Genomic DNA, 18960 nt, shown 5'->3' with positions numbered 1-18960 from the left:
AATACTTAGTTACCCTGTCACGTTGACAGGGTAAGCATAAGTTCAATATGAAAGTAACCGTAATGGGTAACTGTTACTCATCTCGAAGCAGTTGTAGACCAGCTGGCAGGGTATCGCCAAAGGCTTTTTGTGCTTCTTCTTGGTTAAAATCTTGTTTGGTTTCAAGTAACTGCAGCCAAGTTTGCGGAACTTTACTGTGCGTGATTTTTGCCACTATGTCCGCGCGAAGCTCAGCTGGAATATCCAGTGTTCTATCACCCGTTTTACCACCCATCATCACAGCTGCAAAAGCCGCCATGGTTTGCTTATTCCAATCAAGCTCCAGTAAGCGCACAATCCACGCTTGTACTTCAGCAACTGGAATGACATTGTGTTGACTGCCGTATAACGGGCGTCGGTTGCCTAGACGCGCTAACGCCCACCAATGTGCATCGCGGTACTGTTCATTATGAGTGGCTTTACTCATAAACCAATTTGCCAGCAGGGTTTTATCTTCAAAGTGCAAGCGCTCCAGAGAAGCCGATAATCTCACCATACCTTCATAGCCATGTTCATGGGCGGTTTTGGCTGATTGCGGGTTTTTCAATGCACCAGGGTGTAAGTATTTAGCAATGTCAGCAAGAATGTTCTCTTGTTGCTCTTGATTTAAACCGCCACTGACACGGCGCCAGAATACCCACCAATCACTCCAACCTTGTTGATTCTTAAACTGGATACCTTGCTGGTATAACGGCCAAACTTGTTCCATACGCCATGAGTCTACAGGGTCACCAAAGCCCGGTCTTAGGCTAAATCCAGCAAGACGAAGCCAGTTCTTTTCATGAGGTTCAGAGCGACGGCGACGTTTTTTACCCAAGGCTAAAGCATCAAACAGATGGCGAGAGGTCATGAGATCCCACTGCTCGCGTTTACCTAAATTGCGTTCTAATTGTTTAGGTAACAGTTTGATTTGTTTGGTGTCGGTCTGTTTTTTACTGCCGCTATATAAAGTGGAAATCAGAGCTTTTGATTGTTGTAAATTGACAGGGATCTCCTGCTCTTTCACCGTCTTCTGATTGCGCACTTCAAACTCTACTTGCCAGCGGTTTTCATCGTTGTTGATGTCAACACACTCAAGTTGTAGGGTTCCCACTTCGGTGAGTTTACTACTGAGTTGCACTTCCACACGCCGTTTTTGATTTGCAGATAAGTGCTCATCATTTCCACTGTCTAGCGAGGCGACATAAGGGGGCAGTGCTTGCATTAAATCACTATCAACCCCATGCAGTGAGCCATTGTTGGGAATGGACGCATCACTGAGAGCATCTACTGTGGTGGTGAGCAAGTTAAAGCGCACGGGCTGATCTAAAGTGAGGGCAAAACGTCTTCCCGTTAAACGGATTTCAGTGCCTTCTTCGGCCCCTTTACCAAGTAAACAGAGTGCTTGGCTTTTTTTACTTGGTAGATGTAAAAAATAAGAGCGGGGACTACCACCACCGATTTTTAGTTGTGCCCCGCGACGGGCTTTACTGTAAGCCACAGCGCCATAGGCAACGGCATAATCTGGATGCGGGTTATCTAACAGCGTGACCGCATCACCGCGCCAATGTTCTAGCACACCGAGCATACGTTGCTTGATTAACGGGCTATTAAATGCACCGCCATTAACCAAGAGGGCAACGGGGATTGCCTGGGTATTTTGTGACAGGGTCTTTTGTGATTGAGCATTGAGTGCATCTTGGCAAGCGGCTTGGTGCTGTGTTAAAAACTGTGCCACATGTTTAGTCACCGCAGGATCAGACACATAAGGCAAGCCAAATTCAACCACGGCACTGCGTTTATGGCTAGGCAGTTGATCCAATTCAATATTAGGGAAAAAACCTTCTAAACCAAGTTGTTGCACTTCTTGTTTGCTAATAGCAACGCTGCGCGCACCACCAATTAAACGCGAACCGCCACCCAAAATAGTGACTTTACCTTCTTCTGGAGCATCTAGGCTAAGTAAACTCTCTTTTACCGCTCGGGTTTGTGAGATGAGTTTGCCTAATGCTTGAGCTTTCATCGGGGTTTTATTGTTGAGTTTTTGCTCGCTGATGTGCGCTAGCGCCAAATCAATATTATCGCCACCCAGCATTAAATGCTCACCTACACCAATACGGCTTAGGCTTAACTGACCATCGGTATAGTTGGCTTTGATCAAACTAAGATCCGTAGTACCGCCACCCACATCACAAATTAAGATGAGTGGGATATCAGAAAGATCGGGATTATCTTGCTGTTCGAAGCGGGCATACCAGTCATAGCAAGCCGCTTGTGGCTCTTCAAGTAATAGAACGTGACTTAGATTGGCAAGCTTGGCCGCTTTGAGAGTTAAGTTACGCGCCGTTTCATCAAAAGAGGCCGGAACGGTGATCACCACTTCTTGCTCTTCTAAAGGATGACTGGGATTGCGATGATTCCATGCGTGGCGAATATGATTTAAGTAACTGGCACTGGCAATCACAGGGGAGACTTTTTCGACATCATCAGCACCTGCCCAAGGTAAGATGTCAGACTCGCGATCCACATTGTTATGGGAGAGCCAACTCTTGGCACTGCATACTTGACGACCTTCTACTTGAGAGCCCAGTTCCCGAGCCCACTCACCAATGATGACATGCTCAATATCACCATCAACCGCAGGCTGTGTCCATGGCAGTTGCAGGGCATCTTGTGAAAATTGCGAAGGGGTAGCATGAAAGCGAAAAGAGGGCAGCTGAGGGCGACGAGCCACTTCACCTTGCCCCACTAATTGGTCAATTTCAAATAGTTGCAGGGGTGAATCTTTTAAAGGTTCACTGTTTTCACAAAAGGCAACCACAGTGTTGGTGGTGCCAAGATCGATGCCGACCAGAAAGCGAGATTTTTTTGACGGTGCCATAGTTAACTCAAAGCCAGAATAGAATGAACAGCACTGAATGAACCAGTGCTGTTGGAGGAATTATAGATAATAATTATAGGCTAAACAGAAGGGGATTCTTCACGAACGCTAAACTCTACATGCCATTTCTGTCCATTATCTTGAGCGATAGCTTCAAGATACAAGGTGCCAAGTTCGGTAACGCGAGAAGCCAGTTTCACCGCTACAATTTCACCCACTTCACGACCTTCTTGAGCATCTAAAGTGACTTGAATTTCAGGCAACTCATCCAACTCATTATCTTGCCAATAATCCAAATGGGTACCCGCATTGTCATCACGACGCACGGTGGAGCCGTAAAACTGAAAATGCACAGGCTGACCAATTACCAAGCCAAACTCTTGACTCGGTACGTCTGCCGCGGAACCTTCTTCCATACCAAATGGTGCCACACAAAGGGCTTCCATCGGCGGAGCCATTCCTGGAATAGCCGGCATGGCGCTTTCAATACCCACATAATAGCTAGAAGCGATACCGCCGCGAATGCGAACGCCGTTACCGAGACGCACTTGACCGTAATAAGCCGCGCCTGATGATACGGCGAGATCAAGATCAGAACCCAGTAAAAGTTTCGCTTGCGGTGCGTCAGCGCCAGATAACCAAAGGTTAATGACTTCAAATAAACGCTCAGAAAGGGCGTCGGCTTTTAATACGCCACCATTAAATAAAATAGCGGTAGGCTTAATAAACTCAGGCTTATCAGAGCCAAACATGCCGCCAAAGACATCGGCCGTTGATTCCGCTTGTTTGCTAAGGAAAGCGGCAATGTGACGTGTTACGCCGGCATCTTGAGCGTAAGGTAGACCCATTTGAGTTAATGCGCCGCGACGCGCCTGTTTAGGATGTTCATCAATATCCACAACAGGGAAGAAACCATCAACTAAAGTTTGCTGTACCTCTTCACCGGTTAGCTCTGTTTTTAATGTGCTACCCATTAGCTTTGAGCCACGACTTGGGATAACAATCGGCACAGAGTTTAGCTCTTTGTCGTTTAATAGGGCTTCTTTGGCATCACGACAGGCGTGGACTATGGCTTGAATTTGCCAAGGTTGTAGATCTTTACCTTGCTGCGCCATTTTCACTTTTATGCGGTAAGCTAAAGCGAGATCCATGTTGTCACCGCCCAGTAAGATATGCTCACCAACAGCGACACGTTCTAGAGTTAAGTTGCCGTCTTCTTCGGTCACCGCTACTAAAGATAAATCGGTAGTACCGCCACCCACATCGACCACTAGAACCACATCGCCAACGCTCAATTGGTTGCGCCAGTCGTCACCGGTCTTTTCAATCCAGTTATACAGCGCCGCTTGTGGCTCTTCTAGCAGGGTGAGATGATGCAGGTTTAGATTACGTGCCGCTTCTGCTGTGAGATCCCGGGCTGCAGGGTCAAAAGAGGCGGGAACGGTAATGGTAACATCTTGATCTTGCAATAAGTGTTCAGGATGCTGATGATTCCAAGCTTGCATCAAGTGCTCAAGATAAAGCTCTGTAGCGCGCAAAGGCGAAATTTTACTTATTTCTTCAGGACTGCCCGCGGGTAAGAAGGCTTCACGTCGGTTAACGGCAGCATGTCCAAGCCAAGATTTTGCGCTCGCAACTAAACGAATAGGGGTCTTGCTGCCCAATTTTCTTGCCACCGAACCGACTAGAGCTTCCGGAGAGTCTGTCCATGGCAGTGTACGTGAGCCTGCGCCCATTTCGTGTTCGCTAGGCTGGTAAATAAATGAGCCCAGTTGGTTGTGATTTTCTACTTGCCCTGGCGCACTCAGTTGGGCGATAGGCATCACTTGAACTTTGCCGTCTTGTTGTTGCTTATCAACAAACGACAACACACTATGAGTAGTACCTAAATCGATACCAACGATATATTTTGAAGATTCAGTCATTAAAGCTCAACCTCAGCTGGCGCAATAATTGTTGCGTTATAGTTTTCTGCAAGTTTTGGAAGCTCAATTTTATCCGCTTTCCAACCTTTATGGATGAGCACGCCATTGAAAGGTGCACTACCTGTCACGTTACCCACCAAACGAATTTGCTGAGGATCAAAACCCTCAACAATGTGAATGTTGCTTTCTTCTGATTCACTGCGTACAGGAGACAGTGACACATAATCTTTCAGTACTTTTTGGCCACCGCTATGGATAACACGCGCCGCCGCACCTACTTCGTCATCGGCAAAAGAGGAGATGTCTTCTTTTAGGAAATCCACAAGACGCGCTTCTTGTTGTAAAAGAGACAACAATTGCAGTGCCGAGTCCGTTGAGGCTGTTTTCAGCTTTGATTCCACTTCAACAACTTTCTCAACCACTTTTTCAACTTCAACAATTTTTTCAATTTCGACAATTTTTTCGACCGGTTTTTCTACTTCGACGATTTTCTCAACCGGTTTTTCGACGATCTTTTCTATGGTCTTTGGCTTACGTGCAATGGCAATAGCAAGTAGGACAACACTGGACGCAGCCAAACCTGCATGCAGCATATCAAACGTAGTCAGTGGCACGGATAGGTCGATGATCATGATTTCAGTCTCATTAGATAAGGTAATGGAAAAGGTAATTGCTCTAAATGTGCGGGTTAACTAAGAGAAATTCAAGGTGTTAAATGAATTTAGTTGGTGATTGAGTGTGTCAAATTAAGGTAAACTTAGCGACAATTAAACCCGATTATGAACAAGATTTAATGAACTATAACCGAGTTGTTTGTTTTGATTTAGAAATGTGTTGCTGGAATGAAAACGGCAAGGGCATAACTGGTGAAATCATCGAAATTGGCCTAGCTGAAATCGACCTCGCCAAGCAAGAAATAGTAAAACGTGCTCAATATTATGTGAAGCCTGATCACGATGAAGTCTCCAAATTTTGTGTTGAGCTCACCGGTATCACCCCTCGCACCATAGAAAAGCAGGGACGCCCTTTGCAAGCGGTGATGAAATCTATGGTGAAAAACTTTGGCGGCGCCAATAAAATTTATGCCAGTTGGGGACGAGACGACCTCATCTTTAAAGAAGAATGTTTGGCAAAAGGCATAGACTTTCCCTTTGTTGAGTTTGTCAATCTGGCCACTTTATATCGCATGCAACATCGTCTTAAAGATAAACGCATAGGGCACAAAGCGGCGCAACAAGCCCTTAATATTGATTGGGAAGGGCGTCAACATTCTGGTTATGTTGACGCTTACAATCTTGCAAAAATTGCCTTAGTGATGTTGTAAAACATGACGAATGCTCTGTATTACTCACTCGCACCAAGCATCATAAATGAAGCATGGTGAGACACTTAAAGAGGCGGTTGCACTTCGAGTTTGGTTTTCACAAAATCGCTATGATCCACATAGATAAGCTCAGCCGCTTTCCTAATGACCGACTCTTCAATGGGATCGAGCACCCCATCAGCATAGGCCACAGTCCACATCGCTTTGATTAATTCGTTGCGCTGCTCACGAGGCAAATCTCTTAATTGAGAAGTGAAGTCGTACAGTGATACGGATTGCTCCGCTTGTTGACGTGCGTTGGCTAACAAAGCGGTCGTTTCTTCAGTAGAAAGATCTAATAACTTTTGCAACATTTGTCGCTCAGCCGTAATTTCACTGGGATCTTGCGTATGATCGGCAGCGGTGACCTCGCACAGTAGTGCCGCCATGGCTAATTTTGGTTGTGCTTTACTATGCCCAGCAAGATCGTTGCCATCTAACAGCTTTTTAAATACAGATTGAAGCGTATTAAACATACGTTTTCCTCGTAACTTGTAGTAACACCTTATTATATGCAGTAGGAAAGGGAATGAAGTCAATAACGAAAATTGCAAAACTATTTTGGAGTCAGTCATGCCGCCGTTAGGTTTATTTGAAACCTCAACCCTTTTAGCCATGCTGTTGATCTTTCTTGGCGCATTCGTTCAGACCTCAATTGGTTTTGGCTTAGCCATAGTGTCCGCGCCCTTGCTATTTCATCTATCTGTAGAGTATATACCCACACCAATTTGTTTGGTTGGGTTGTTTATTTCGGTGATTACCGCCCTTAAATATCGCACTAATATCAGTATTGGTGGTTTAAAAATGGCGTTATACGCTCGGGTGCCAGGCTCCATTGTTGGCGGTATCATCTTGCTTTACGTTTCAGCCAGTATGCTGTCACTGGCATTGGGTGTCTTTGTACTTATGGCTGTATTAATCAGTGCCTTGCCATTTCGGATGGAACCTACGGGTAAGCGTATGTTAGTGGCGGGTTTTCTGTCTGGATTTATGGGAACCAGTTCAGGTATTGGTGGTCCGCCTATGGCGCTTTTGTTGCAGCATCAAGATGCCAATAACCTACGGGGCAATTTATCGGCCTTTTTTGTTTTCAGTTCGATTATTTCTTTGTTGGTATTAATGGCGGTAGGGCGATTTACACAGCAACATCTCATTATGACGATCCCCTTGATACCCAGCGCATTTTTGGGCTACTGGAGCGCAATGCGTTGTGTGAAGTATTTATCAAAGGTATGGATGAGACGCTGTTCATTACTGTTGTGTGCTGTCAGTGGTAGCTATGCCATTTGGCAAGGGCTTTTTTGATCCTAAGTTAATGATTAAATAGTAATAAAACACAACTTTATGCACAACAGTGCCTATACTGGTAGTGATGTTAATCTCAATGCTATTGGCAAGGATGCTATGAATACAGTGACACCCTCTACGTTTTATAATTTAAGGCTTACTTATTTAAAGTGTACTCATGCAAAGTTTATGCGCTCAATGCTGGTCAGTTCAGCGCTTGTGAGTTTTTCCCCAGTGATGGCCGAAGAAACAGACAATGCCTTGCCCTTAGAGCATGATACCCCCATAGCATCCCCAAACCCCGAGCAAACATGGGGTTTGGCTGGCATCGTCCGCTCAGCTTCTGTGCCGTATGTGAATGTGCTCGGTTTAGATGATGCCGAACGGGTCAGCACTTTTATTCCAATGCTCTATTTTGAAAATGACTATATCTACGTAAAAGGACTTACTGTCGGGGGGTATGTATATAAACCGCAACACAGTGATTGGAATGTATCGCTATTGGGACGGCTGCGCTTTGTTGATATCCCTGCGGAAATCCAGAATGAATATGGTGCAGATGAGTTTGATATGGGGATTCGTGCCCAATACCAATACAGTGAAGATTGGTTTGCTTATTCCGAGTTAATGACAGAAAAACACGGTAATTGGTATACAACGCTTGGCACGGAAGGAGAATATGTATTTGGGGATGTGACCCTGCAACCCCATGCCAGTTTGCGTTTGAAAAGCCGCGATTTTAACAGCGCCTATTATGGCCTTGGCCTTGAAGAAGTGGATGCTGGAGTGGATTATTTTGCCGGCATTCGAGCCAATTATCATGTGGTGTCCAATCTGTATTTATTGGGGGCAGTCAATGTGCATGTTTTGGATAACAACGCCAAGGATGCCTTTATCATTGATAGCCAGTTACAGACGGAATATTACTTAGGAGTTGGTTTTTTCAATAACCCCGATAAAAAGCGCAAATCCCATTTATCCAATAAACCTTACTTGAGAGTGGCCCATGGTTGGGGCACGCCATCCAATTTAGGGGATATTATTGGGGGTGATATTGAAGATGATCCCTATAACAGTCAGCTTACTTCACTATTTTATGGACACCCGCTTACTGACAGTTTGTTTGGTTTGCCGCTGGACATCTACTTAACGCCAGGCTTTGCATGGCACTGGAGCCATCAAGATCAAGCCTCAAGTCAAGAGTATATCTTAGCCATTAAAGCCTATTACACCTTTACCTGGCCGTTTGATTGGCGTTTTGGGGTAGCTGAGGGCATGTCTTATACCTCGAAGATTAACTCATTAGAGAAAAACGAGTTTGCTGATAAAAACTATGAACCTAATAACTTCTTAAACTACTTAGACTTTTCATTGGATGTGAATTTAGGCTCAATGTTTAACGCTCGGTCAATGGATAAGGTGTGGTTAGGATATTCTATTCATCACCGCTCTGCGATTTTTGAAAAATCCTCACAATATGGCCGCATCAAAGGGGGCAGTAATTATAATTCGGTGTACGTACAATTTGATTTTTAGCGCCGTATGTTTTGATTGTACATAAAATTATTAGCTCAACTCAGTTCGCTATTAAGGCGCAGGCAAATGCTCTGCGCTTTTTTTATGATTGTTGTGATACACTTTACCCAGTTTCACCTTTCACAGTTATCAGTTCGGAATTGTTTTGACCCAATCTCATCCTCACAAACAGACAAACACCGCATCTTCATTAAAATCAGCCCTCAATGAGTGCATGATTAAGGATCGCTTTCGCCTCTTTAAACGCATTCAAGGTGCCAGTCGCATCAAAAAAGAGAGCGCCAAAAGTGCGGTGTTTGATGAAATCGCTTTAGACATTGCCAAGTCAATGATGACGGTAGAATCCCGTCGTGCTAACACTCCCCATATAGACTATCCGGAAATATTACCGGTTAGCCAAAAAAGACAAGATATCAGTGATGCCATTGCTCATCATCAAGTAGTGATAGTGGCCGGTGAAACGGGGTCGGGTAAAACCACTCAGCTTCCGAAAATTTGCGCAGAGTTAGGGCGTGGCAAAAATGGGCTTATTGGCCATACTCAGCCACGACGATTAGCTGCGCGATCAGTGGCCAGTCGCATTGCCGAAGAAATGCAAACGCAATTGGGTGAGTTTGTCGGCTATAAGGTTCGTTTTAACGATAAGATCAGCGAAAATACGCAAATTAAGCTGATGACAGACGGTATCTTATTAGCGGAAATACAACACGACCGCTATTTAAATCAATACGACACCATCATCATAGATGAGGCGCACGAGCGCAGCCTCAATATCGATTTTATCTTAGGCTACCTAAGAAATATCTTACCGAAACGCCCCGATTTAAAAGTGATTATTACCTCGGCAACCATCGATCCCGAGCGGTTTTCTAAACACTTTAATAACGCGCCAATTATAGAAGTCTCCGGGCGCACTTATCCTGTCGATACCCGTTATCGTCCACTTTCTGGTGATGACGATGAAGATCGAGATCAGCTACAAGGCATTTTTGATGCGGTGGATGAACTGTGCGATGAAGGGTTGGGGGATATCCTGATCTTTATGAACGGTGAACGAGAAATTCGTGATACCGCCGATGCGTTAAATAAACGAAACCTTAGAGATACTGAGGTAGTGCCTTTATATGCAAGGCTATCTTCCTCTGAACAAAACCGTATCTTCCAATCGCACACCGGTCGTCGCATTGTGCTGGCGACGAACGTGGCAGAAACGTCATTAACGGTACCGGGTATTCGCTATGTTATCGACCCCGGTAGTGCGCGTATTAGTCGTTACTCTTATCGTACCAAAGTGCAACGCTTGCCTATAGAGCCGGTTTCTCAGGCCAGTGCCAACCAGCGTAAAGGTCGTTGTGGACGTGTGGCAGAGGGTATCTGTATTCGTCTGTACGATGAGGAGGATTTTCTATCTCGTCCAGAGTTTACCGATCCGGAAATTTTACGAACCAACTTAGCCTCGGTTATTTTGCAAATGACCGCCCTAGGGCTCGGTGACATTGAAGCGTTCCCATTTGTTGAAAAACCCGACCGTCGAAATATTCAAGATGGGGTACGCTTGCTTGAAGAGTTGGGGGCCATTAATGGTTCCGCTTCCGATCCTCGTAAACGCTTAACCGCCATTGGCCGTAAATTGGCTCGTTTGCCTATTGACCCGCGTTTAGGACGTATGGTCATTGAAGCGCCACGCCTTGGTTGCGCAAAAGAGGTGATGGTGATCGCGTCTGCGTTGTCTATTCAAGATCCTAGAGAGCGCCCAAGTGACAAGCAGCAAGCCTCCGATGAAAAGCACCGCCGTTTTATGGACAAAGAGTCGGATTTTGTCAGTTTTGTTAATCTTTGGGATTACCTAATCGATCAGCAACAACAATTGTCTTCCAATCAGTTCCGTCGCCAGTGTAAGCAAGATTATCTTAACTATTTACGCGTGCGCGAATGGCAAGACTTGTACTTCCAATTAAGTCAGTCATTGCGTGAGCTAGACATTAAAGTAAACCAAGAGCCGGCTAACTACGAAGCCATACATTGCGCATTGCTCAGTGGTATGTTGTCGCACATCGGTGTGAAAGACCAAGAAAAAAATGAATACCAAGGGGCGCGTAACGCTCGTTTTCATATTTTCCCCGGCTCAGGACTGTTTAAGAAACAGCCTAAATGGGTGATGACCGCAGAGTTGGTGGAAACCTCACGCTTGTGGGGTCGAATTGTCGCTAAAATTCAGCCTGAATGGATTGAGCCTCTGGCAGGACATTTAATTAAGCGCAGCTATAGCGAACCGCACTGGTCGAAAAAATCGGCTGCGGTACAGGCTCATGAAAAAGTGACCCTGTATGGGATCCCCATTGTGGCAAAACGCACCGTTAATTATGGGCCTATTGATTCTACTTTATGCCGCGAAATCTTTATTCGTTCGGCGATGGTGGAAGGGGATTGGGAAACTAAACACCACTTCTTTAAGCAAAACCGCAAATTATTACGAGAAGTGGAAGAGCTAGAGCATAAGTCTCGTCGCCGCGATATTTTGGTGGACGATGATGAGCTGTTTGACTTTTATGACCAACGAGTGTCTACCGAGGCCATTTCTGGGCGTCATTTTGATAGCTGGTGGAATAAAGAGCGTAAAAGCAATGCCGAGCTATTGAACTTTGAAAAGGCGATGCTGTTTAGAAGCGATGCCTCTCATGTTACTGAGTTGGACTACCCTAATTTTTGGCATCAAAACGGATTGAAACTGAAACTCAGCTATCAATTTGAGCCAGGGGATGACAATGACGGTGTCACAGTGCACATACCGCTACCGGTATTAAACCAAGTGAAACCTGAAGGCTTTGATTGGCAGATCCCAGGCTTACGCCATGAATTGGTGGTCAGTTTAATCAAGTCATTACCGAAAACCTTACGCCGTAACTTTGTACCGGCGCCAAATTATGCCGATGCATTTTTATCCCGCGTAACTCCCCTTGAAGCGCCGTTATTAGACAGCCTAGAAAAAGAGTTACGCCGTATGACCGGGGTTGAAGTGGTGCGAGATGATTGGAAGTTAGAGCAGATCCCTGAACATCTTAAAGTGACTTACCGCGCGGTGGATCACCGTCATCGTAAGCTTAAAGAGCATGGGGATTTGTATGAACTGAAAGACGCTTTAAAAGAGAAAGTGCAACAGACGCTATCTAAAGTGGCCGACGATGATATAGAGCAGAAAGACTTGCATACTTGGAGCTTTGGCGAGATCCCGAAAGTGTATGAGCAAAAGCGTGGGGGTTATCAAGTAAAAGCCTATCCAGCCATTGTCGATGCCAAGCAAAGCGTTGCAATTAAACTGTTTGAGACTGAGTACGAGCAACAGCAAGCAATGCAAGCCGGTCAGCGCCGCTTGGTGCTACTCAATGTGCCGTCGCCGGTGAAATACCTGCACCAAAATTTACCGAACAAATCAAAACTGGGTTTGTACTTTAACCCTTATGGCAAAGTATTAGATCTTATTGATGATTGCATTGCTTGTGGGGTGGATAAACTTATTGAGCAGCGCGGCGGATTAGTGTGGCAATCAGAACAATTTGAAGCGCTAAAAGAGCATGTGCGCGCCGAGTTAGGCGATACAGTAGTGGATATTGCAAAGCAAGTAGAGACCATTTTAACTACCGCTTTCAACATTAACAAAAAACTGAAAGGGCGAGTAGACTTAAGCATGGCCTTTGCTTTATCGGATATTAAAGCGCAAGTGGAAGGACTGATATATCGCGGTTTTGCTACCGATTGCGGTTGGAAAAAATTACCGGATATTTTACGTTACATGCGTGCAATAGAAAGACGCATGGAGAAACTGCCGATTGATCCTAATCGCGACCGTGTGCAACTTCTTAAGATAGAATCGGTGAACAGAGACTATCAAGAGTTGAAGAACAAGATCCCGAAAGGGGCTGTGGTGCCAGAGTCGGTAAAAGAGATCCATTGGATGCTACAAGAGCTACGAGTGAGCTTTTTTGCACAACAATTAGGCACTCCGTATCCGATTTCGGACAAACGAATAAGAAATGCGATAGATAATGTGTAAATCTTTACTGCGAAACTCTTATTTGTGATACATAATAATATGATTCTAAAGAAATAATTAAACGGGAAGTTAGAATGAAGTACGTTAAATATGCTCTTGCCATTGGCCTAATGGGTGTTTCATCAATGGCAGCTGCAGATTCTTGGCTGTACGCTGGGGGCTCTGTAGGGCAGTCTTCTTTTAAAAGTGACAACACCTCTACCTTTGGTTTTCATGTAGGTACAGGCATCTTACCTATTATTGGTTTAGAAGCAGGTTACTGGAAATTAGGTACCTTTGAAAACGGTCCGGAAAAATACGATTTCCAAACGTTTTATGCAGGTATTAAACCAAGTATCGATCTTGGCCCTGTGCACCTATACGGTCGTTTAGGCGCTCATAACTATGACCTAAATGGTAAGTCTGGCGCAGTTAAAGACGACGATGGTTTTGATATTATGTACGGTGTTGGCGTTGAATACTTTGTCATTGACATGGTTTCTGTTGGTGCTGGCTACCAAAACTTTGAGGTAGGTGACGGCAATGTGGATTCATTTACATTAAATGCGACTTTCCATTTCTTGTAAGAGTTAACCGTTCCCTATTCATAAAGGGGTGGAGCGTTTATTGAGTACAGCGATGTTATTCAATAACACTCTGCCTTTTTTTTGAACCCAAGGTCGCTCCTATGATAGATGATGAAGATAAGTGCATAAAATGAACAACAACATAAATGAGCAGCGTTGCCCTTTTTGTCAGGAGTTGAATGCCTGCACGGCAAAGTCTTTGATGCCGTGTTGGTGTCAAAATATTCATATACCGGCAGAATTATTGCAGCTGCTGCCGACGCAATTTCAGGGTAAATCTTGTATTTGCTTATCATGCATTACGGCCTATAAGGCAAATCCTGAGACATTTTCGGCAAAATTGTCCTTAAAACAGCAATAATAGTGCATCTTTGCTCTGTTTATAGACGATTGCATCGGCAGTCATTTACCTTGCACTATTAAGTTGCTAATGTGGCACTGTTTTAAAGGTGGCGGTTAAATGTGCATAAAAATGCAACAGTCAACCACGCCTAGCCCCTCTTTTAAAGGAAGTCAAAATGCTTAAGTATTCGGCTAAATACTTTGATAAAACGTCAAGAATAGTGAGTAAGCACAAACCGAACTCGGTGGTCACTTTACAATTTTTTCAGCGCTTAGATGATTCAATCTTAGGTGGCATGAATGAAGTGTTGCAACTGCTAAACAGTCAGACGAATACTGCAAGCTACTCAATTAAGCATTTAAATGAAGGGGCGCATATTGCTAAAGGTGAGGTGGTGCTTGAGTTGCAAGGGCACTATTCCTTATTTGGGGAATATGAAGGCATTATTGATGGCATCCTTTCCCGAAATACTTCTTTGGCAACTAACGCTCACCAAGTGATGCAAGTGGCCAACGGCAAAAAAGTCATTTTTATGGGTGATAGAGCTGACCATTATCTTAATCAAGAACTAGATGGCTATGCCATTGCTCTAGGCGGGATCAAAACCCAAGTTACCGATGCGCAAGTGTCGAGACATGACGGAAACGCAGTGGGTACCATTCCTCATGCATTGATTCAAATGTTTGAAGGGGATTTAGTGGCAGCATTACATGCATACCATGAAACTTTCCCCGATGAAGACCTCAGTGCATTGGTTGATTTTAACAATGATGTTATTCAAGACTCACTAAAAGCATTAGCCGCATTTGGGAAGCGTCTTGTTTCGGTGCGAGTAGACACTTCCGCTAACATGTCCGATGCAATGTTTACCAATGATGAAGAGTTTGGTGTGACCCCTAATATGGTGACCAAGTTAAGAGAAGCACTGGATAAACATAACGGCGCACACGTCAAAATTATTGTTTCTTCTGGTTTTGATGTGGCTAAAATTAAACGGTTTGAACAGCACAACGCCCCTGTGGACATCTATGGGGTTGGCGCATCCTTACTCACTATCCATAATACTTTTACCGCTGACGCCGTGCGTATTGACGGTAAAGAGATCGCTAAAGTAGGGCGAGGGTATAAGCCTTTTTCGTTGAAAGGTTGAGATATTGACCGTGGCGATTGTAATGATCCAGTCGTTTTTGAATTAGTTAAAGATAGAGTATCTCCTATTCTTTGAGTCGCTTGAAATGAACCTCATCTACTTTCAACAAGTCATACGAAACTATCAAGTCGAAGCTGCTATGATTGACCCAAAAAACGCTAATTATGCGGTAACTTTACGTCTATTTCCCTCATAAGTGTGTTTTGGTTGATCAAATCCTAAGTTTATCCAATAACTAGTTCATGTAGGCTTGGTGCTTCCAGCGCCTGTTACCCGTGATTTTCCTTTGTAAACCATAGAATTAATTGATAAAAAATAAGCATATCTTGATTTACTGTGTAAAAGGGCAATTAAATCCAATACACTTCCCTCAGCAATGTGTGCTTGTAGTAGATCACAAGATAATGGGCATGATATTCAGCGAATGATGTGAGTGCCTAAGCCATAGGGAGGGCTGGTTAAGTGACGAAAATAAGGCAAGCTAAAATTGTGTTATTACGCCATGGTCAATGCCAAGGGGGTAATATTTTACGTGGCAAAATTGATGTTGAGCTTACCGAGCAAGGGTTTGCGAAGATGCGCAGTAGCATCCAACAGTTGGATTTTAAACCGCACTGGCCACAAATCCAAGTGTTCAGCTCTCCATTAAACCGCTGTAGCCAGTTTGCTGAGCAGCTGTTATCTGATTTAAGGGAGCCTTCCGTCTCGAGTTCGTCTTTAACCCCCAATCCTAATGACAACCTTAGCCAGGGTGATGGGTTAACGTTGCCCGCACTGCAATTAATGCCGGAGTTGGCAGAGATTGATTTTGGTGACTGGGACGGACTCTCTTTTGAACGCTTATATGCTGAGTTTGGCGACAGTATGAATCAATATTGGCAAAATCCATGGCAACACACGCCGCCAAATGCTGAAACCATGCAGCATTTTGAGCAAAGAGTAGCCAGTGGATTTTATAAAGCGTGTAATCAATTGCGTCAATGGATAAACCAACTTGAGTTAGACCACCTTCCTCAAAAAGTCTCTCAACAAAGCCAAGAGCCCATGGCGATTATTGTTACCCATGGCGGTGTTATTCGCGCCATTATTTCCTTAGTGCTAGGGCTGAAACAGTGCCGAGGTATTTACGATACCTTAGCCATTGAATATGCCGCGACGGTATCCATCTCACTTTTTTGGGTTGATGAGGAAAAGGAGCCTAAATTTAGGCTTCACTGGTAATCTGTTTTTATTATTTTTATGTCTACGCCATTTGGGCGTATTTTGGAGAACAAGTATGTTTGCAGTCGATCCCGTTAATCATCAATTGGATGAGCAAATCCAACATAAAATTGACCAAAAAACCAAACCATTAGGTGCATTAGGTGAGTTAGAGTCACTCGCTATGCAGATTGCACGAGTGCAGTTGGGTGATACATTTGATCCCACTGCGCAATTAGCCATCAACAAGCCTGCGATGTTGGTGTTTGCTGGCGATCATGGCATTGCCAAACATGGCGTATCCATTGCCCCAAGTGAAGTGACCAAGCAAATGGTGATGAACTTTGCCAGCGGCGGGGCGGCGGTGAATGTTTTTTGTCGTCAAATGGGGCTGAAATTAGAAGTCATCGATTGCGGCATGTTAACCCCATGGGATCATCCTAGCGTGACCAACCATAGATTAGGCTCAGGCACACAAGCCATTCATCAACAGCCAGCAATGGATCGGCAGACCGTTGAACAGGGCTTTTTGTTCGCCCGTGATGCGGTACAACGCCATTTTGATGCAGGTTGTAACTTCATTGCTTTAGGGGAGATGGGTATTGGTAATACGTCACCCGCGTCTGCCATTATGGCCGCTATGCTTCACTTAGATGTTAAAGAGTGCGTTGGGCGCGGTACAGGAATCGATGACGAGTCACTTTCCATTAAGCGTGAACTGCTAAGCCAAGCAATGGACTTGCATCAAGAGAACATTAGCGATCCAATGAATGTGTTGGCCTGCTTAGGGGGCTTTGAAATAGTCCAAATGACGGGAGCCATTTTAGCCGCGGCAGAAAAGAAAATGCTGGTGGTCATTGATGGCTTTATTGCCACATCGGCTGCGCTCGTGGCGGTAGCATTACAGGAAAACTGTAAAGATTATCTTATCTATGCCCATCAATCTGATGAGCAAGGACACCAAAAAATGTTGCAATCACTACAAGCTAGCCCCTTGTTATCATTAGGATTGCGCTTAGGTGAGGGGACGGGAGCCGCACTTTCGTTGCCCATTGTTCAAGCTGCGGTAAACTTTTATAACGAAATGGCCAGTTTTGAACATGCCGGCGTGAGCAATGTGGTGTAACGGCATACTGGCTAGTGAGTCAGGTTAATGAGCCATAAAATTAGAATAATCAGTTATATAAGCAAGGATGATCATGTCGCAGCAATCGGGTTCAGTAACAAAGCCTCATTGGTTTAAAACACAGCTCAATTTATTGTTGATTGCGGTGAGCTTTTTTACCCGAATACCTATTCCAAAATGGGTGGAATTTGATGGTGATAAACTCAATAAGGCCAGCCGATATTTTGCTGTGGTGGGTTTGTTGGTTGGTCTAGTCAGCGCCGCCGTATTTTGGCTTTGCCAATATGTGTTACCTAATGGGGTCAGTGTCGTTTTAGCTATGATGGCCAGCGTAATGGTGACGGGCGGTTTCCATGAAGATGGCCTTGCCGATACCGCCGATGGGTTTGGCGGTGGCTGGGAAGTGGCTGACAAATTGCGCATTATGAAAGATTCACGCATAGGCACTTACGGCACTTTATCGGTAGGGCTCACCTTACTGTTAAAGTGGCAACTGTTGGTGGAAATTGCGGCTTTTAATCCGGTGTATGCGGTGGTTGCGTTAATTGCAGCGCATTGTTTAAGTCGCGTAGTGGCCGCCAGTATCATTTACTCTGAGCAATACGTCAGCGAAGATAATGGAAGTAAATCCAAGCCGTTAGCACAATTTCAGCACATCAATGATCTCCTCATTTTATGCGTAACGGGTCTTATTGTGTTAGGGGGTTTAAGCGGTATATTGACGCTGACGTTGTCGTGTATCTTGTTGCTGACATTAGTGGTCACAAGACAGCTTCTGGTATGGGGATTTCATCGCCAAATCGGGGGCTATACCGGTGATACATTAGGCGCTGCGCAACAAGTCAGCGAACTGGTGTGTTACATCATCATTTTAACTATAGGTTTATCATCATGATCCATCTGGTATTAGGGGGGGCGCGTTCGGGAAAAAGTCGCTATGGGGAATCCATGGCCAAACAGTATGCAGAGCAAGGCTTGCGCTGTATTTACATTGCAACGGCCACCGCCTTAGATGGAGAGATGGCCGAGCGCATCGCCAGACACCAACAAGATAGAATGGACTCAAAACTTGATTGGCAATTAATTGAAACCCCCATGGCATTGGCCAGCACATTACAGCAACACAGCGCCGATGACTGCGTTATTTTAGTCGATTGTCTCACCTTATATCTGACCAATCACCTTATCGCCAGTGAAGATTCACAAGCTTGTGATGCACTATGGCAACAACAAAAGCAGGCGTTATTAGCGTGTTTACCTCAGCTGAAAGGCGAGGTTATTTTTATCAGTAATGAGGTCGGCTCTGGCATTGTACCATTAGGGGAGTTAACTCGCCGCTTTGCCGATGAAGCCGGTTGGCTCAACCAAGCGATAGCGCAGAAAGCGGATAACGTAACCTTAGTCGTGGCAGGCTTGCCGCTATCGCTTAAACAAGCGTAAAAGCCATAACGTACTGTTTTGCTGGCTGGCACTTCTCCTCTTTATGCGAAATTAAAAGGTAGCAGTGCTAGTGT

General features: G+C 44.8%; 15 protein-coding genes. 11 read left to right on the top strand and 4 right to left on the bottom strand.

All coding sequences use genetic code 11. The annotated features are described in order from the left end of the window. Nucleotides 1-73 precede the first annotated feature (73 nt). The 3 genes from OCU56_RS06920 to OCU56_RS06910 all read right to left on the bottom strand — a co-directional run bounded on the left by OCU56_RS06920 (nt 74) and on the right by OCU56_RS06910 (nt 5456). Nucleotides 74-2899: an Hsp70 family protein gene (locus OCU56_RS06920; protein WP_261872501.1), complete on the bottom strand. Its 2826-nt coding sequence runs from the start codon at nt 2897-2899 to the stop codon at nt 74-76. Between the two features lie 80 nt (nt 2900-2979). After that, entirely contained in the window at nt 2980-4824 is a 1845-nt protein-coding gene (locus OCU56_RS06915; RefSeq protein ID WP_261872500.1) for an Hsp70 family protein, read from the bottom strand. Next, nucleotides 4824-5456, bottom strand: coding sequence for a DUF2760 domain-containing protein (locus OCU56_RS06910; protein WP_261872499.1), 633 nt, complete (start codon nt 5454-5456; stop codon nt 4824-4826). Before OCU56_RS06910 ends, OCU56_RS06915 begins: the two co-directional genes overlap by 1 nt. Nucleotides 5457-5617: 161 nt before the next feature. Between OCU56_RS06910 and OCU56_RS06905 the strand changes: the two genes are divergently transcribed. Next, nucleotides 5618-6148 carry a 3'-5' exonuclease gene (locus tag OCU56_RS06905; protein ID WP_261874788.1) on the top strand — a complete coding sequence of 177 codons (531 nt, stop codon included), beginning with the start codon at nt 5618-5620 and terminating at the stop codon, nt 6146-6148. A 65-nt stretch (nt 6149-6213) separates the two neighbouring features. On the opposite strand, the gene OCU56_RS06900 is transcribed toward OCU56_RS06905, so the two are convergent. Further along, the gene (locus tag OCU56_RS06900) at nt 6214-6663 is read right to left on the bottom strand and encodes a tellurite resistance TerB family protein (RefSeq protein WP_261872498.1); all 450 of its coding nucleotides are present in this window, start codon (nt 6661-6663) and stop codon (nt 6214-6216) included. A 139-nt stretch (nt 6664-6802) separates the two neighbouring features. Between OCU56_RS06900 and OCU56_RS06895 the strand changes: the two genes are divergently transcribed. From OCU56_RS06895 to cobU, 10 genes are all read left to right on the top strand, one after another. Further along, nucleotides 6803-7492: a sulfite exporter TauE/SafE family protein gene (locus OCU56_RS06895; protein WP_261874787.1), complete on the top strand. Its 690-nt coding sequence runs from the start codon at nt 6803-6805 to the stop codon at nt 7490-7492. A 180-nt stretch (nt 7493-7672) separates the two neighbouring features. Next, on the top strand, nt 7673-9010 hold the full coding sequence (locus OCU56_RS06890; RefSeq protein WP_261874786.1) for a MipA/OmpV family protein: 1338 nt from the start codon (nt 7673-7675) through the stop codon (nt 9008-9010). 145 nt (nt 9011-9155) lie between these two features. Next, a complete protein-coding gene (gene hrpA, locus OCU56_RS06885) occupies nt 9156-13061 on the top strand; it encodes an ATP-dependent RNA helicase HrpA (protein ID WP_261872497.1) in 3906 nt (1301 codons plus the stop codon). A gap of 74 nt (nt 13062-13135) precedes the next feature. Next, the gene (locus tag OCU56_RS06880; protein ID WP_261872496.1) at nt 13136-13627 is read left to right on the top strand and encodes a porin family protein; all 492 of its coding nucleotides are present in this window, start codon (nt 13136-13138) and stop codon (nt 13625-13627) included. 130 nt (nt 13628-13757) lie between these two features. Next, nucleotides 13758-13988 (top strand): cysteine-rich CWC family protein, encoded by a 231-nt coding sequence (locus OCU56_RS17510; protein ID WP_390904827.1) that lies wholly within the window; start codon nt 13758-13760, stop codon nt 13986-13988. Nucleotides 13989-14145: 157 nt separating this feature from the next. Continuing rightward, nucleotides 14146-15120 carry a nicotinate phosphoribosyltransferase gene (locus OCU56_RS06875; RefSeq protein WP_261872495.1) on the top strand — a complete coding sequence of 325 codons (975 nt, stop codon included), beginning with the start codon at nt 14146-14148 and terminating at the stop codon, nt 15118-15120. Nucleotides 15121-15582: 462 nt separating this feature from the next. After that, nucleotides 15583-16341 carry a histidine phosphatase family protein gene (locus OCU56_RS06870; RefSeq protein WP_261872494.1) on the top strand — a complete coding sequence of 253 codons (759 nt, stop codon included), beginning with the start codon at nt 15583-15585 and terminating at the stop codon, nt 16339-16341. A 55-nt stretch (nt 16342-16396) separates the two neighbouring features. Next, nucleotides 16397-17446 carry a nicotinate-nucleotide--dimethylbenzimidazole phosphoribosyltransferase gene (cobT, locus tag OCU56_RS06865; RefSeq protein WP_261872493.1) on the top strand — a complete coding sequence of 350 codons (1050 nt, stop codon included), beginning with the start codon at nt 16397-16399 and terminating at the stop codon, nt 17444-17446. 73 nt (nt 17447-17519) lie between these two features. Continuing rightward, complete coding sequence (locus OCU56_RS06860; RefSeq protein WP_261872492.1) at nt 17520-18341, top strand: adenosylcobinamide-GDP ribazoletransferase; 822 nt, start codon at nt 17520-17522, stop codon at nt 18339-18341. Continuing rightward, on the top strand, nt 18335-18886 hold the full coding sequence (gene cobU, locus OCU56_RS06855; protein WP_261874785.1) for a bifunctional adenosylcobinamide kinase/adenosylcobinamide-phosphate guanylyltransferase: 552 nt from the start codon (nt 18335-18337) through the stop codon (nt 18884-18886). The genes OCU56_RS06860 and cobU overlap by 7 nt, the downstream gene beginning before the upstream one ends. Nucleotides 18887-18960: the final 74 nt, after the last annotated feature.

Origin of the sequence: Vibrio rarus, from assembly GCF_024347075.1 — a bacterium.
GTDB lineage: Bacteria > Pseudomonadota > Gammaproteobacteria > Enterobacterales > Vibrionaceae > Vibrio > Vibrio rarus.
Note: the sequence above shows the minus strand (reverse complement) of the source record. Positions and strands in the feature narration are given on the sequence as shown.

What these genes read in the sequence shown, in the direction of transcription:
- OCU56_RS06920 (WP_261872501.1), bottom strand. Translation starts at nt 2,899, where the DNA reads ATGGCACCGTCAAAAAAATCTCGCTTTCTGGTCGGCATCGATCTTGGC.
- OCU56_RS06915 (WP_261872500.1), bottom strand. Translation starts at nt 4,824, where the DNA reads ATGACTGAATCTTCAAAATATATCGTTGGTATCGATTTAGGTACTACT.
- OCU56_RS06910 (WP_261872499.1), bottom strand. Translation starts at nt 5,456, where the DNA reads ATGATCATCGACCTATCCGTGCCACTGACTACGTTTGATATGCTGCAT.
- OCU56_RS06905 (WP_261874788.1), top strand. Translation starts at nt 5,618, where the DNA reads ATGAACTATAACCGAGTTGTTTGTTTTGATTTAGAAATGTGTTGCTGG.
- OCU56_RS06900 (WP_261872498.1), bottom strand. Translation starts at nt 6,663, where the DNA reads ATGTTTAATACGCTTCAATCTGTATTTAAAAAGCTGTTAGATGGCAAC.
- OCU56_RS06895 (WP_261874787.1), top strand. Translation starts at nt 6,803, where the DNA reads ATGCTGTTGATCTTTCTTGGCGCATTCGTTCAGACCTCAATTGGTTTT.
- OCU56_RS06890 (WP_261874786.1), top strand. Translation starts at nt 7,673, where the DNA reads ATGCTGGTCAGTTCAGCGCTTGTGAGTTTTTCCCCAGTGATGGCCGAA.
- OCU56_RS06880 (WP_261872496.1), top strand. Translation starts at nt 13,136, where the DNA reads ATGAAGTACGTTAAATATGCTCTTGCCATTGGCCTAATGGGTGTTTCA.
- OCU56_RS17510 (WP_390904827.1), top strand. Translation starts at nt 13,758, where the DNA reads ATGAACAACAACATAAATGAGCAGCGTTGCCCTTTTTGTCAGGAGTTG.
- OCU56_RS06875 (WP_261872495.1), top strand. Translation starts at nt 14,146, where the DNA reads ATGCTTAAGTATTCGGCTAAATACTTTGATAAAACGTCAAGAATAGTG.
- cobT (WP_261872493.1), top strand. Translation starts at nt 16,397, where the DNA reads ATGTTTGCAGTCGATCCCGTTAATCATCAATTGGATGAGCAAATCCAA.
- OCU56_RS06860 (WP_261872492.1), top strand. Translation starts at nt 17,520, where the DNA reads ATGTCGCAGCAATCGGGTTCAGTAACAAAGCCTCATTGGTTTAAAACA.